This window comes from Streptomyces sp. NPDC104313, assembly GCF_055583985.1.
Map to the genome: position 1 here is coordinate 142,059 of NZ_JBVJMW010000016.1, position 12,234 is coordinate 154,292.

Annotated in this window: 12 protein-coding genes, 2 tRNA genes and 1 pseudogene; 6 read left to right on the top strand and 9 right to left on the bottom strand. The window is 72.1% G+C overall.

Going from position 1 to position 12,234, the window contains the following annotated elements:
- Window positions 1–10: 10 nt before the first annotated feature.
- Window positions 11–586 carry an HIT family protein gene (locus ACZ60Q_RS30130; RefSeq protein WP_469640730.1) on the bottom strand — a complete coding sequence of 192 codons (576 nt, stop codon included), beginning with the start codon at window positions 584–586 and terminating at the stop codon, window positions 11–13.
- A 66-nt stretch (window positions 587–652) separates the two neighbouring features.
- Between ACZ60Q_RS30130 and ACZ60Q_RS30135 the strand changes: the two genes are divergently transcribed.
- Window positions 653–1,330 (top strand): potassium channel family protein, encoded by a 678-nt coding sequence (locus ACZ60Q_RS30135; RefSeq protein ID WP_469640731.1) that lies wholly within the window; start codon window positions 653–655, stop codon window positions 1,328–1,330.
- 29 nt (window positions 1,331–1,359) lie between these two features.
- On the opposite strand, the gene thrS is transcribed toward ACZ60Q_RS30135, so the two are convergent.
- Both thrS and ACZ60Q_RS30145 read right to left on the bottom strand, forming a co-directional pair.
- A complete protein-coding gene (gene thrS, locus ACZ60Q_RS30140; protein ID WP_469640732.1) occupies window positions 1,360–3,336 on the bottom strand; it encodes a threonine--tRNA ligase in 1,977 nt (658 codons plus the stop codon).
- A 98-nt stretch (window positions 3,337–3,434) separates the two neighbouring features.
- Window positions 3,435–3,703, bottom strand: a pseudogene (locus ACZ60Q_RS30145) (hypothetical protein); the annotation flags it as partial.
- A gap of 326 nt (window positions 3,704–4,029) precedes the next feature.
- Between ACZ60Q_RS30145 and ACZ60Q_RS30150 the strand changes: the two are divergent.
- Window positions 4,030–4,755 carry an exonuclease domain-containing protein gene (locus ACZ60Q_RS30150; RefSeq protein ID WP_469640733.1) on the top strand — a complete coding sequence of 242 codons (726 nt, stop codon included), beginning with the start codon at window positions 4,030–4,032 and terminating at the stop codon, window positions 4,753–4,755.
- Window positions 4,756–4,820: 65 nt separating this feature from the next.
- On the opposite strand, the gene ACZ60Q_RS30155 is transcribed toward ACZ60Q_RS30150, so the two are convergent.
- Window positions 4,821–4,892 (bottom strand) — tRNA-Val (locus ACZ60Q_RS30155).
- A gap of 139 nt (window positions 4,893–5,031) precedes the next feature.
- On the opposite strand from ACZ60Q_RS30155, the gene ACZ60Q_RS30160 reads away from it, so the two are divergent.
- Complete coding sequence (locus tag ACZ60Q_RS30160; RefSeq protein WP_469640734.1) at window positions 5,032–7,626, top strand: SCO7613 C-terminal domain-containing membrane protein; 2,595 nt, start codon at window positions 5,032–5,034, stop codon at window positions 7,624–7,626.
- A 110-nt stretch (window positions 7,627–7,736) separates the two neighbouring features.
- Here the strand turns inward: ACZ60Q_RS30160 and ACZ60Q_RS30165 are convergent.
- Both ACZ60Q_RS30165 and ACZ60Q_RS30170 read right to left on the bottom strand, forming a co-directional pair.
- Window positions 7,737–7,808: transfer RNA gene (locus ACZ60Q_RS30165), tRNA-Val, on the bottom strand.
- A gap of 54 nt (window positions 7,809–7,862) precedes the next feature.
- Window positions 7,863–8,318, bottom strand: coding sequence for a TIGR02611 family protein (locus ACZ60Q_RS30170; RefSeq protein WP_469640735.1), 456 nt, complete (start codon window positions 8,316–8,318; stop codon window positions 7,863–7,865).
- Window positions 8,319–8,508: 190 nt separating this feature from the next.
- Between ACZ60Q_RS30170 and ACZ60Q_RS30175 the strand changes: the two genes are divergently transcribed.
- Window positions 8,509–8,922 carry an SsgA family sporulation/cell division regulator gene (locus ACZ60Q_RS30175; protein ID WP_003959770.1) on the top strand — a complete coding sequence of 138 codons (414 nt, stop codon included), beginning with the start codon at window positions 8,509–8,511 and terminating at the stop codon, window positions 8,920–8,922.
- Window positions 8,923–9,192: 270 nt separating this feature from the next.
- A complete protein-coding gene (locus tag ACZ60Q_RS30180) occupies window positions 9,193–9,789 on the top strand; it encodes a CGNR zinc finger domain-containing protein (RefSeq protein ID WP_469640736.1) in 597 nt (198 codons plus the stop codon).
- Between the two features lie 36 nt (window positions 9,790–9,825).
- Here ACZ60Q_RS30180 and ACZ60Q_RS30185 read toward each other — a convergent pair whose 3' ends face one another.
- Both ACZ60Q_RS30185 and ACZ60Q_RS30190 read right to left on the bottom strand, forming a co-directional pair.
- Entirely contained in the window at window positions 9,826–9,981 is a 156-nt protein-coding gene (locus ACZ60Q_RS30185; protein WP_469640737.1) for a hypothetical protein, read from the bottom strand.
- A gap of 172 nt (window positions 9,982–10,153) precedes the next feature.
- On the bottom strand, window positions 10,154–10,621 hold the full coding sequence (locus ACZ60Q_RS30190; RefSeq protein ID WP_469640738.1) for a hypothetical protein: 468 nt from the start codon (window positions 10,619–10,621) through the stop codon (window positions 10,154–10,156).
- 166 nt (window positions 10,622–10,787) lie between these two features.
- Here ACZ60Q_RS30190 and ACZ60Q_RS30195 point away from each other — a divergent pair, with 166 nt between their 5' ends.
- The gene (locus ACZ60Q_RS30195; RefSeq protein ID WP_469640739.1) at window positions 10,788–11,306 is read left to right on the top strand and encodes a DsbA family protein; all 519 of its coding nucleotides are present in this window, start codon (window positions 10,788–10,790) and stop codon (window positions 11,304–11,306) included.
- A gap of 59 nt (window positions 11,307–11,365) precedes the next feature.
- Here the strand turns inward: ACZ60Q_RS30195 and ACZ60Q_RS30200 are convergent, their stop codons facing one another.
- A complete protein-coding gene (locus ACZ60Q_RS30200) occupies window positions 11,366–12,202 on the bottom strand; it encodes a GNAT family N-acetyltransferase (RefSeq protein WP_469640740.1) in 837 nt (278 codons plus the stop codon).
- Window positions 12,203–12,234 lie beyond the last annotated feature (32 nt).

A 12,234-nucleotide genomic window follows, 5' to 3' on the forward strand; every position in this document is an offset into this window, starting at 1 on the left:
GGCACTGCGCTCAGCGGGCCGGCAGCTCGCCCGTCGGCCAGGCGTCGGCCAGCATCGCCCGGGTGTCGCCGAGCAGCTGGGGCAGCACCTTGGTGTGGCCGATGACCGGCATGAAGTTGGTGTCCCCGCCCCAGCGCGGCACCAGGTGCTGGTGCAGATGCGCGGCGATCCCGGCGCCGGCCACGGAGCCCTGGTTCATGCCGATGTTGAATCCGTGCGCCCCGGAGGCCGCCCGCAGCGCGATCATCGCCCGCTTGGTGAAATCCGCCAGCTCCGCCGTCTCCGGGCCGTCCAGCTCGGTGTAGTCGGCCACATGACGGTAGGGGACGACCATGAGGTGGCCGCCGTTGTACGGATACAGGTTCAGCACCGCGTAGACGTGCTCGCCGCGCGCCACGAGGAGCCCGTCCTCGTCGGATTTCGCGGGGATCGAACAGAACGGACAGCCGTCCTCGGCGCCCGGGCCGCTCGGCTTGTTCTCGCCCTGGATGTACGCCATCCGGTGGGGAGTCCACAGGCGCTGGAATGCGTCGGGCGTCCCCACGCCGATCTGCTGCTCCGGCTCACTCGTCATGCCGATCAGCATATTGCGTCACCCCGGCGGAGCGTGTCGCCGGGGCCGCACCGCCCGGCCGCCCGCGATGCTGAGGCGATGAGCGACCGACCGGCCCCCGAGCCACCCGCCCGGCTGACCCGCTGGGAGCAGCGCACGGAGGTTCCGCTCTTCGCCGCGGGGCTGCTGTTCCTGACCGGGTACGCGGTGCGGGTGCTGACCCCGCACGACGACGAGCCCTGGAACGACCTCGCCCTGATCCTCGTCTGGGCGACCTGGCTGCTCTTCCTCGCGGACTACGTGACGCGGCTGCGTCTCAGCGGTCTGGGCGTGCGTTTCCCGCGCGCGCACTGGCTCGACACCCTGGTCCTCCTGCTGCCGTTGCTGCGCCCGCTGCGGATGGTCAAGGTGTACGCGGTGGTGCAGCGACGACGTGACCGGCCTCGGCTCAGTCTGTACGCGCGAGTGATCTCGTACGCGGGACTGACCGCCGTGCTGCTCGGTTTCTCCGCCTCGCTCGCGGTCTACCACCTGGAGCACGCGGCCCCCGGCGCCTCCATCCGTACGTTCGGCGACGCGGTGTGGTGGGCGTGCGCGACCCTCACGACGGTCGGCTACGGGGACGTCACCCCGGTCACCCCGTGGGGCCGGACGGTCGCGACGGGGCTGATGGCCTGCGGTCTCGCGCTGCTGGGCGCGGTGACGGGGTCGTTCTCGTCGTGGCTGATCCAGGTGTTCACCCGGGAGGACGAGAAGCGGCCCCCGGAGCGCGGTTGACGCTCCGAGGGCCGTTCCAGCCGTAGCGATCAGACCTGTACGCGGTCCTCGACGGCCTTCGCGATCTTGGCGAGGGCCTCGTCGACCGGAATGCCGTTCTCCTGCGAACCGTCGCGGTAGCGGAAGGAGACGGCGCCGTTGGCCATGTCCTCGTCACCAGCGATGATCATGAAGGGCACCTTGGCCTTCTGCTGGTTGCGGATCTTCTTCTGCATCCGGTCCGACGACGCGTCCACGTCCACCCGCAGCCCCTGCTTGCGCGCCTTGGCGGCGAACTCCTGGAGATAGGGGATGTGGGCGTCGCCGATCGGGATACCGACGGCCTGGACCGGCGCGAGCCAGACCGGGAACGCGCCCGCGTAGTGCTCCAGAAGGACGGCGAAGAAGCGCTCGATGGAACCGAACAGGGCGCGGTGGATCATGACCGGGCGCTGCTTGGAGCCATCGGGCCCGGTGTACTCCAGGTCGAAGCGCTCCGGCAGGTTGAAGTCGAGCTGCACGGTCGACATCTGCCAGGTGCGGCCGATGGCGTCCTTGCACTGTACGGAGACCTTCGGGCCGTAGAACGCGGCGCCGCCCGGATCCGGGACCAGGGGCAGACCCTGCTTCTCGGCGACCTGACGCAGCGTCTCGGTGGCCTCTTCCCAGGTCTCGTCCGAGCCGACGTACTTCTCCGGGTCCTTGGTGGAGAGCTCCAGGTAGAAGTCGGTGAGCCCGTAGTCGCGGAGCAGGTTCAGCACGAAGGTGAGCGTGCGGTCCAGCTCCTGGGCCATCTGCTCCTTGGTGCAGTAGATGTGCGCGTCGTCCTGCGTGAAGCCGCGCGAGCGGGTCAGCCCGTGCACGACGCCCGACTTCTCGTAGCGGTACACCGTACCGAACTCGAAGAGGCGCAGCGGGAGTTCGCGGTAGGAGCGGCCGCGCGCGTCGAAGATCAGGTTGTGCATCGGGCAGTTCATCGGCTTGAGGTAGTAGTCCACCCCGTCGTCGAGCTGCATGGGCGGGTACATGCCGTCGGCGTACCAGTCGAGGTGGCCGGACTTCTCGAAGAGCTTGCCCTTGGTGGCGTGCGGGCTGTAGACGAACTCGTAGCCCTCCTCCTCGTGACGGCGGCGCGAGTAGTCCTCCATGGCCCGGCGGATGACGCCGCCCTTGGGATGGAAGACCGCGAGGCCGGGGCCGATCTCGTCGGGGAAGGAGAAGAGGTCCAGCTCGTTGCCGAGCTTGCGGTGGTCGCGCTTGGCGGCCTCCTCCAGGAACTCCAGGTGCGCCTTCAGCTCGTCCTTGGTGGGCCAGGCGGTGCCGTAGATGCGCTGGAGCATCGGGTTCTTCTCGCTGCCGCGCCAGTACGCGGCGGCGTTGCGCATCAGCTTGAACGCCGGGATGAACCGGGTGGTGGGCAGGTGCGGACCCCGGCAGAGGTCCTTCCAGCACAGGTCGCCGGTCTTGGGGTCGAGGTTGTCGTAGATGGTCAGCTCGCCGCCGCCCACCTCGACGTCGGCGCCGTCGTCGGAGGATGCGGAACCCTTGATTCCGATGAGCTCCAGCTTGTACGGCTCGTCGGCCAGCTCCTCGCGGGCGGCCTCGTCGGAGACCACGCGGCGGGAGAACTTCTGGCCCCGCTTCTGGATCTCCTGCATCTTCTTCTCGATGGCCTTGAGGTCCTCGGGGGTGAACGGCTTCTCGACGTCGAAGTCGTAGTAGAAGCCGTCCTTGACCGGCGGGCCGATGCCGAGCTTGGCCTCGGGGAAGAGCTCCTGCACGGCCTGGGCCAGGACGTGCGCGGTGGAGTGGCGCAGGATGTTCAGGCCGTCCTCGGAGGAGATCTCCACCGGCTCGACGCTCTCGCCGTCCTGAAGCTCGTAGGAGAGGTCCTTCAGCTCACCGCCGATGCGCGCGGCGACGACGGTGCGCTGACCGGGGAAGAGCTCGCCGGCCGTCGTGCCCGTCGTCACCACGTGCTCTTCCCGCTCGGAATCGCGTTGGATGATCACACGGACGTCTGACACCGGTCTCTCCTGACTGAGGGGGTCGCCTGCCGTCTATGGCAAGTGCAAGAGGGATCGTACCGAGCCGTACGCCCCCGATGCGAACGCCTTCCCCCTCGCTACAAGGGCTCCTCACCCGCGCACGCCTCCTCGAAGGAGTCCACGTTCTCCCGGAGGGCCTTCATCAGCCGGTCCCGCTCCGCCCCGTCGACCTGGACGGGCGCGACCTGCGGGTCCTCGGTGAGCCGCCGGAAGCCGCCCCGGTTCTCCCGCCGCCGCTCCCCCGCAGCGGCAGCCCCACGAGGTGGGCGTGGCCCGCGGTGCGGTACGCCTCCTCGTCCGGCTCCACCCGGACGTGCGCGACCTCGGCCCCGGCCAGGGCGGGCAGGTCGCCCGGGAAGAACGGCGCGTCGGGCTGCCGCGACAGCCGCGGCCCGAAGGCGTCGGCGCGGGTGGGTCCCCCGGGGTCGGGCTGCGCGAGCGTCATGGCTCCGTGTGCCTTCCGGGCGTGCCGGTCGATGGCAGGTGACCTGCCGGCGGGGTGTCGTGGGCTGGACGGATCGACGGACGTCGGCGGCAACTGCCCGTCGTCTCGACTGTGTTGTCACCTCATCGGACCGCCCGCAAACGGCGTATCAGGCAAACAGCCCGGGTATCACCGATATCGGGCAGAGGAATCACTCCATCTGCCGTGCGGGTGCGAGGAGTTCGGGGATGATGCACTGGTTCGAGGGGCCGCTGGCCGCTTTTGACACGGAGACGACAGGCGTGGACGTCGAGCAGGACCGGATCGTTTCGGCCGCTCTCGTCGCGCAGGACACCGCGGGCGGTCGCGTCCGCGTCACCCGCTGGCTGGTCAATCCGGGGGTTCCGGTCCTGCCAGGGGCGAGAGAGATCCACGGTCTGACCGACGACCACCTTCAGCGCAACGGGCGTTGGCCCGCCCCGGTGATGGACGAGATAGCCCGGGCCCTGACGGAGAGCTGCGCGACGGGCCGGCCGCTGGTGGTGATGAACGCCCCCTTCGATCTGACGCTGCTGGACCGGGAGCTGAAGCGGCACCGGGCGTCGTCGCTGGCCCGGTATCTCGACGGGGTCCCGATGCGGGTGGTGGACCCGCGGGTGCTGGACAGACATCTGGACCGCTACCGCAAGGGCCGCCGGACGCTCACGGATATGTGCGCGAGTTACGAGGTGGTGCTCGACGGGGCCCATGAAGCGGCTGCGGACGCGACGGCTTCACTGGAGCTGGTACGGGCGGTGTGCCGACGTTTCTCGACCCGACTGGAGCGGTTGTCACCGTCCGAGCTGCACACCCTTCAGGTGACCTGGCACGCGGCCCAGGCGCGTGGCCTGGAGGCGCGATTCACCAAGAGCGGGACGCCAAAGACGGTGGATCCGGCATGGCCGCTGCGCCCGGAACTGCCCGCGGCGGCGTGAGGGGTTCGAGGGGTGGGACATGCGAAAGCCGGTCCGCGTGATGCTGACGGACCGGCTTTCCCCGGTGGGCGATACTGGGTTCGAACCAGTGACCTCTTCGGTGTGAACGAAGCGCTCTCCCACTGAGCTAATCGCCCGGGAACGGGTTGAACCATACAGGGCTCCGCGGGCTTCGTTCAAACCGCTTCCGGCGAGGCACTACTCAGAGCCCCCGTGGCCGAGAAGTGAGTATCCGAGCGCATGTACGGGCCGGGCGGCCGGACCACACTCCCGTACATGGAACACCTGCCCCCGCCCGCCGAGGAACTGGCCCGCCTCGACCGAGAACTGGCCGAGCTGGACGCCCGCCGCACCCAGCTGCTGACCCGGCGCGCCTGGCTGCTCGCCGCGCTGCGGCCGCCCGCGCCGACGGCCGCCCCGGGCTGGAACCCTTCGGGCTGGGGAGCGCCCCCTGGCACCCCGGCTCAGCCGTGGGGCCATGTGCCGAGGCAGCCGTCCGCCCCGCGCAGCGCGCAGAACGTCCTGCTGGCGCTGGGCGGTCTGCTGCTGACGGTCGCGGCCGTCGCGTTCACGCTGGTGAGCTGGGGCTCGATGGGGATCGGCGGCCGGTCGGCCGTGCTGGTGGCGGTGACCCTGGGGGCGTTGATCGCCCCGGCGGTGCTGCTGCGGCGGGGGCTGGCGGCCACCGCCGAGGCGTTGGCGGCCCTGGCGCTGGTGCTGACGCTGCTGGACGTCTACGCGGCCCATGCGGTGGCCGCGCCCGACACCGACGGGCTCGGCTTCACGGCCGCCGCCTCTGCGGTGCTCGCGGCGCTGTGGACGGCGTACGGGCTGGCGCTGGGCAAGCTGCGCCTGCCGTTGCCGGCCGCCGTGGTGCTGGCGCAGTGGCCGCTGCTGTTCTGGGCCTGGGCCGCGGGCGCGCCGGCGCTGGTGGTCGGGTGGGCGCTGCTGGCGACGGCGGTGCTGGACGGCGTGATCGCACGGTGGGGCAAGGGTGCCGGGGTGCGGGTGATGGCGTGCGTCGGTGGATCGGCGATGGGATTCTCGGCCCTGCTGGTGGGCCTGGCGCTGTCCACGACGGCTTCCGGGCCGCTCAAGGCGGTGGCTCCGGGGGCGCTGCTGCTGGCGGCAGCGGCGGCGGCCCTGGCCGGGGCGTGGCGCGCGCCGAAGGGTTTCGCGCGGGCGGGCGGTGTGGTGGCGGGCCTCGCGGCGGTGGCCGCGGTGGGCGGCGTACCGGCCGCGGCGCTGCCGGACGGCTGGCGGGTGCTCGCGTATCTGCTGTGCGGCCTCGCCCTGACCGCAGTTGTCCGGACAGAGGTGCCGAAGGACGCGGCGCGCGGGGTGCTGGTGGCGTCGGGGGCGGTGGTGGCGGGCGCCCTGGTGTGGGCGCTGCCGCCGCTGGCGGCGGTGCTGCTGGGCCCGGTGACGCTGTTGCCGGACGTGTGGGCGGGGCCGCCGGAGGGCTTCCGGTCCGCACTCGGATCGACGCTGCCGTGGCCGGAACTGGCGGCGGCCCCGGTGGTGCTGGCCCTGGTGGCCGGGCTCCTGGGTGCGGCGTACCGGTGGTGGCCTTCGGTCGTACGGATCACAGCGCCGCCCGGTGCCGGGGAGGAGACACCGAAGCCGGACGCGGCGGCGGGTACGCCGGGCGCGGCTCGGACGGCGCCGCGCGGTGCCGGGGCGCCCTGGTACACGACCGGCGGGGCCAATGCCCGCAGGCGGCCTTCCGGGGCGGCCCTGCGCGGAGCCGCCGGTGCGGGGGCGGTGACTCTCGGCTGGGGTGCGCTGCTGCTGGCCGGGGTCGTGCTGGACGTGCCCTACGCGGTCGCGGTGGCCGGGGAGGCCGCTCTGGTGGGCGGGCTGCTCGCGTCGGCGGTCCGGGGCGCCGGGAGCGGCCGGGGCGTATCGGCGGTGCCGGTGAGCGCGCTGGTGGCGGCGGCGTCCGGGGCGGTGAGCGTCGGGCTGCTGTCGCTGGCGTCGGAGGGGGCCTCCTACGCGGTGTTCGGCGCGCTGACGGCGCTGTTCGCCGGGGCGGCGTTCCGGGCGCGGTCCGAGGTGCCGCGTGCGGTGTTCGCGGTCGCCGCGGTCGTCTGGAGCACCGTGCTCACGGGCTTCGCGGGCCGGTCCCTGGGCCTGGCCCCGCACGAGACCGCGCCGCTGGTGCTGCTGGTGCCCGCGCTGACGGTGCTGCTGGGGGCGCGGCTGCGGCGGCACCCGGTGGCGCTGCCGGTGGAGCTGACGGGTGGGCTGGGTGCGCTGGTCGCCGTGGGGCTCGCGGTGTCCGACGCGCCGTTCCTGGCCCTGGTGCTGGCGCTGTGCGGGGTGCTGGCGGCGGGGGCGGCGGTGCGGCCGGAGCGACGGCCGGTGGCGGGCTACCTGGCGGCGGCGCTGTTCGTGCTGGCCACCTGGGTGCGGCTGGCTGCCTCGGGGGTGTCGTTCCCGGAGGCGTACACCCTGCCGGTGACCGTGCCGGCGCTGGTGGTCGGAACGCTGCGGCGGCGCGGGGACCCGGAGGCTTCGTCGTGGACGGCGTACGGGCCCGGGCTCGCGGCGACGCTGCTGCCGAGCCTGGCGGTCGCCTGGACCGACACGGATTGGCCGCGGCCGTTGCTGCTGGGGACGGCCGCGCTGGTGATCACCCTGCTCGGCGCGCGCCACCGCCTCCAGGCGCTGCTGCTGCTCGGCGGGGCGGTGCTGGCGCTGGACGGGCTGCACGAGTTGGCGCCGTACGTGGTGCAGGCGGCGGGGGCGCTCCCCCGCTGGCTGCCGCCGGCCCTCGCCGGGCTGCTGTTGCTGGTGGTCGGAGCGACGTACGAGCAGCGGCTGCGCGACGCCCGCCGGCTGAAGGACGCGCTGGGGCGGATGCGGTGAGCCACGCCCGGTCCGGGGGCACGCTGGTCACAGCGGCTCCCGGGCCGGGCCCAGAGGGCAACGCAGAGGGCCCGGGAGACGGATTCCGTCTCCCGGGCCCTCTGTCCGGGTGGGCGATACTGGGTTCGAACCAGTGACCTCTTCGGTGTGAACGAAGCGCTCTCCCACTGAGCTAATCGCCCGGGCGCAGCGCAAACATTACCCCATGTCAGCGGTGCTCCCGGACCGTCCGCGGGCTACTCGCTGATCTTCCACGGCATGGCGAGCCCGAACTTCCAGACGTAGATCCCGGCCAGCACCGCCATGATCACGAGCCCCAGCGTGGTGAGGATGATGTTGCGTCGCCGGACCTTGGGGTCGAGGGCCCGCTGCGCCGCCTCGGTGACCTTGCGCTTGGTCCAGCGCAGCACCAGCTGGGCCCAGACGAACTCGGTCGCCCAGATCGCCATGCCGCCGAAGATCACCAGCCAGCCGGGCCCCGGCAGCACCAGCATGAGCACGCCCGCGATCACCACGCCGAGACCGACGATGAAGACGCCGACCTGCCAGCTCAGGTGGAGCGCTTTCGACGCCTTGATGAACCCCGGCGCCCGCGAGCCCAGCTCGCGCTCCGCCCGGCCCGTTTCCCCCGTGGCGGATCCCGGGGCCACCTGGTCGGCGACCTCGCTCCGCTCGTCACTCTCCGCGTTCATGAAACTCAACTTACCCGACCTGTCCTCGTCACTGGAATGGGCGCATAACCCAAAGTTACACGCCGCTGGGGGAGGGACCCGAAGCATCACAAATGGGTCAGAGGGGTTTACAACGGCACCGTAGGTGGCATGTCGATTTCGCCGACGTGCGAATCCCCGAGCGCACACTGAGCGAAAGGCCCTGGCGCTTATGAACACCACGGTCAGCTGCGAGCTGCACCTGCGCCTCGTTGTGTCGAGCGAGTCCTCACTGCCTGTACCCGCGGGCCTGCGGTATGACACGGCCGATCCCTATGCCGTGCACGCCACCTTCCACACCGGAGCGGAGGAGACGGTCGAATGGGTATTCGCCCGCGACCTCCTTGCCGAGGGGCTGCACCGGCCCACCGGCACCGGAGACGTCCGCGTCTGGCCATCTCGTAGCCACGGTCAAGGCGTCGTATGCATCGCCCTGAGCTCCCCAGAGGGAGAAGCCCTGCTCGAGGCCCCGGCGCGAGCCCTGGAGTCGTTCCTGAAGAGGACCGACGCCGCGGTTCCGCCCGGCACCGAGCATCGTCACTTCGATCTCGACACGGAGCTCTCCCACATCCTGGCCGAAAGCTGAGCCAGGCAGAGAGCCGCTCGACGCCGTCCGACTCGGGGCGACGACGTCGTGCTGACAACCGCATAGGGCAGACACCGGCGCCGTCGTCGCGGAATCCACCGCGACGACGGCGTCGGTGCGCCCGCCCCCTGCGGCTCCTCCTCCCAGCGGCCGGAGGGGTCCGTTCCGCTCCCTGCCGGGCCCGCGCCGGGCCTGGCACCGGCGGGCCGAGCCAGTAGAGTCAGCCGCCATCGGCAGGCGCCCGCCCGCCGGAAGGCCAGGGAGCGAAGCGTGCTGATCCCTCACGACACCCGGATCGCCCTCGACACGGTGGTCGATCTGGTGAACACCGCGCCGGAGACCGAACCGCCGCGGGGCGCCACCTCGGACGGACTCGCGGGTGGGCCCGAGGACGGTCTCGCCGATATCGCCGCGCTGTACGCCTTCGCGGAGCGGCATCTCATCAGCGGAGTCGGCGCGCTCGGCGAGAAGGACCTGAGCGCCGTGCGCGACGTCCGGGCCCGTTTCGCCGAGGTCTTCGCGGCGCCCGACCCCCGCGCCGCCGCCGACCTGGTCAACCGGCTCGTCGCGGCGGCCGGAACCACCCCGCAGCTCACCGACCACGACGGCTACGACTGGCACGTGCACTACTTCGCCCCGGACGCCTCGATCTCCGACCACCTCGCGGCCGACTGCGGCATGGCGCTGGCCTTCATCATCGTGGCGGGCGAACAGGAACGGCTGCGGCGCTGCGAGGCGCCGGACTGCGGGCACGCGTTCGTCGACCTGTCGCGCAACCGCTCCCGCCGCTACTGCTCCAGCCGTACGTGCGGAAACCGGCTCCACGTCGCGGCGTACCGGGCCCGGCGCAAGGAAGCCGCGCGCTGACGCCCAGGTCGACGCCCGGAGCGGTGACGCGAGGCGTCACAGCACGAAGAGATCATGCAGGGCGGCCATCAGCAGCAGACCCCCGATCACCGTCAGGAAGATCATCAGGGGCGGCTGGGAGAGCGCGAAGAGACAGCCGCGGGGCTCTTCTGCCTGGGGTGCGGGGGCATCGCCCCGGGAAGTGTCCACCATCTCGGGGTGATCATGACTCACCCGTGGCCGGGTTGGCGATCAACCATCGTCATTCACCCGGGAGTTCACCATCCCGTGGCCATCGAAAATCGCTCCGGCGTACGGGTCGCCGTCAGGCATTCGGGCCGGTGGCCCGAGCACCCGCACCCGCGCCCGCAGGGCCGACGCCGTCTCAGATGCCGTGCTTCTTGAGGATCGCCTCGATGTCGCTGAAGTCGTCACCGGGCCCCGCGGCCTCCTGCTGCTTCTTCGGCTGCGGCTTCGTGGCCGCAGCCGCGGGTCCCGCCGTCGCGCCCGCGCCCAGCGAGGGGGCGGAGGCGGCCGGGGCCACCGCCTCGTTCCGCCCGGCCGCCCGCGCGGCCTTGCGTTCCGCCCGGGTGGTGGTGCCGCGGCGCTCGATGGCGCGGGTGGTCATGAACAGCAGCCAGGACACGCCGAGCACGCCGAAGCCGAGCCAGACGCTCGGCTTGAAGGCGATCCCGGCGGCCCACTCGACGACCCCGGTCAGCACGAGCCCGACCGGGACGAGGGAGTAGGCGGCGAACCTCGTCGCCGTGAGGAACCGTTTGCGGTACGCGGTCACCGCGGCGATGCCCAGGCCGGCCGCCGACACCGCGGAACAGATGGTCTCGGCAAGCATCAGGACCTCCAGGCGCAGGGGATACGTCCCTTCCATCCTGCACCGGCGACCCCCGTCGGGGCCACGGCGGTCGTCCACCTCAGGGACATTTCAGGGCCGGACTCCTCCCCAGGGGGTGACCCGGTCCCGGTTGGGCCGCGCCCGCCCGGCCTGAAAGACTGGGCACATGAGCGATTCCTCCCCCGCGGCACCGGTCGTCCTCGACCTCTGGTGCGATCTCGAATGCCCCGACTGCCACCGAGCCCTCGACGATGTGCACGCCCTGCGCGCCCGGTACGGGGACCTCCTCGAGATCCGGCTGCGGCACTTCCCGCTGGACAAGCACAAGCACGCCTACGCCGCGGCCCAGGCCGCCGAGGAGGCGACGGACCAGGGCAAGGGCTGGCCGTACATCGAGGCCCTGCTGTCCCGCACCGACGGTCTCGGCCGCACGGGCGAGCCGGTACTCCTCGACGTGGCACGGGAACTGGGTCTGGACGCCGAGGAGTTCGACACGGCACTGATCGACGGCCGGCATCTGCTGATCGTCGACGCCGACCAGGCGGAGGGCAAGGCGATCGGCGTCACCGGCACGCCCACCTATGTGATCGGCGACGAGCGGCTGGACGGCGGCAAGAGCCAGGACGGGCTGCGCGAGCGGATCGAGGAGATCATCGACGGCGCCTTGGCCGCACGGGAGCGGTAGACCGGTCAACGGCCGATGGCCCGGCCGTACCCGTGGACCGGCCGCGGCCGGGAGGGCCCCTACAGCGCCTTGGCCAGGTTGTACCGCGTCGTCGTGTAGCCGAGGGACTCGTACAGTCGCAGGGCCGGGGTGTTGGAGGCGAAGACGTGCAGGCCGAGCCGGTCCGCGCCCCAGGCCCGGGTGACGTCCTCGGCGAGCAGCATCAGGGTCCGGCCGTGGCCCCGGCCCCGGTGCTCCTCGCGTACCTCGACGTCGAAGACGAATCCGGCCGGGCCGCCCGGCGGCAGCTCCCGCTGCGCCACCCACACATGGCCGACGACCTCGCCCCCGTGCACCAGCACCCGGAAGCCCACCCCCTCGGTCGCCAGTCCGTCCGGCAGGAGGGCGGCGTGGTCGGCCTCCGCCTTGAACCGGGCCTGCTCGGGCGGCACGGCGCGGTCGATCCAGTCCTGTGCGTACGTGTGCACCGCGGCCTGCCGCCAGATGGCGAACTCCTCCTCGCTCATCGCGCGGGCGGTGAGACCCGCGGGCAGCGGGACGGGGTCCGGGAGAAGGTCCTTGACCATGTTGCGGCTGCGTTCGGTGTAGCCGAGGGCAGCCGCGAGGCGGCCGGCCGGGTCGTTGTCGGCGGGGACCTCCACCCGCACCCGGGTACAGCCCCACCCCCGCAGCACCTCTTCGGCGGCGAGCGCGGCGATGGTGCCCCGGCCACGTCTGCGCCGGGGCTCCTCGACGCTGAGCGAGCGCAGCACCCCGGCGGTCGCGCCGAACGCTTCGTCGGTGCTGATCGCGACGGCGCCGACGGGCCGCCCGTTGTCGCACACGTCGTAGTCGCGGGCCCGCGCGCCGTCGGCGCCCTGCTGAAGCGGCCCGGACGGCCGGAGTGTCGTGGTCATCAGAGGTTTGTATCCCCTGCGCGACCCCCCGT

Excerpts from the sequence above, each read along its gene's own strand:
- ACZ60Q_RS30130 (WP_469640730.1), bottom strand. The coding sequence starts at position 586 with ATGCTGATCGGCATGACGAGTGAGCCGGAGCAGCAGATCGGCGTGGGG.
- ACZ60Q_RS30135 (WP_469640731.1), top strand. The coding sequence starts at position 653 with ATGAGCGACCGACCGGCCCCCGAGCCACCCGCCCGGCTGACCCGCTGG.
- ACZ60Q_RS30150 (WP_469640733.1), top strand. The coding sequence starts at position 4,030 with ATGATGCACTGGTTCGAGGGGCCGCTGGCCGCTTTTGACACGGAGACG.
- ACZ60Q_RS30160 (WP_469640734.1), top strand. The coding sequence starts at position 5,032 with ATGGAACACCTGCCCCCGCCCGCCGAGGAACTGGCCCGCCTCGACCGA.
- ACZ60Q_RS30170 (WP_469640735.1), bottom strand. The coding sequence starts at position 8,318 with ATGAACGCGGAGAGTGACGAGCGGAGCGAGGTCGCCGACCAGGTGGCC.
- ACZ60Q_RS30175 (WP_003959770.1), top strand. The coding sequence starts at position 8,509 with ATGAACACCACGGTCAGCTGCGAGCTGCACCTGCGCCTCGTTGTGTCG.
- ACZ60Q_RS30185 (WP_469640737.1), bottom strand. The coding sequence starts at position 9,981 with ATGGTGGACACTTCCCGGGGCGATGCCCCCGCACCCCAGGCAGAAGAG.
- ACZ60Q_RS30190 (WP_469640738.1), bottom strand. The coding sequence starts at position 10,621 with ATGCTTGCCGAGACCATCTGTTCCGCGGTGTCGGCGGCCGGCCTGGGC.
- ACZ60Q_RS30195 (WP_469640739.1), top strand. The coding sequence starts at position 10,788 with ATGAGCGATTCCTCCCCCGCGGCACCGGTCGTCCTCGACCTCTGGTGC.
- ACZ60Q_RS30200 (WP_469640740.1), bottom strand. The coding sequence starts at position 12,202 with ATGACCACGACACTCCGGCCGTCCGGGCCGCTTCAGCAGGGCGCCGAC.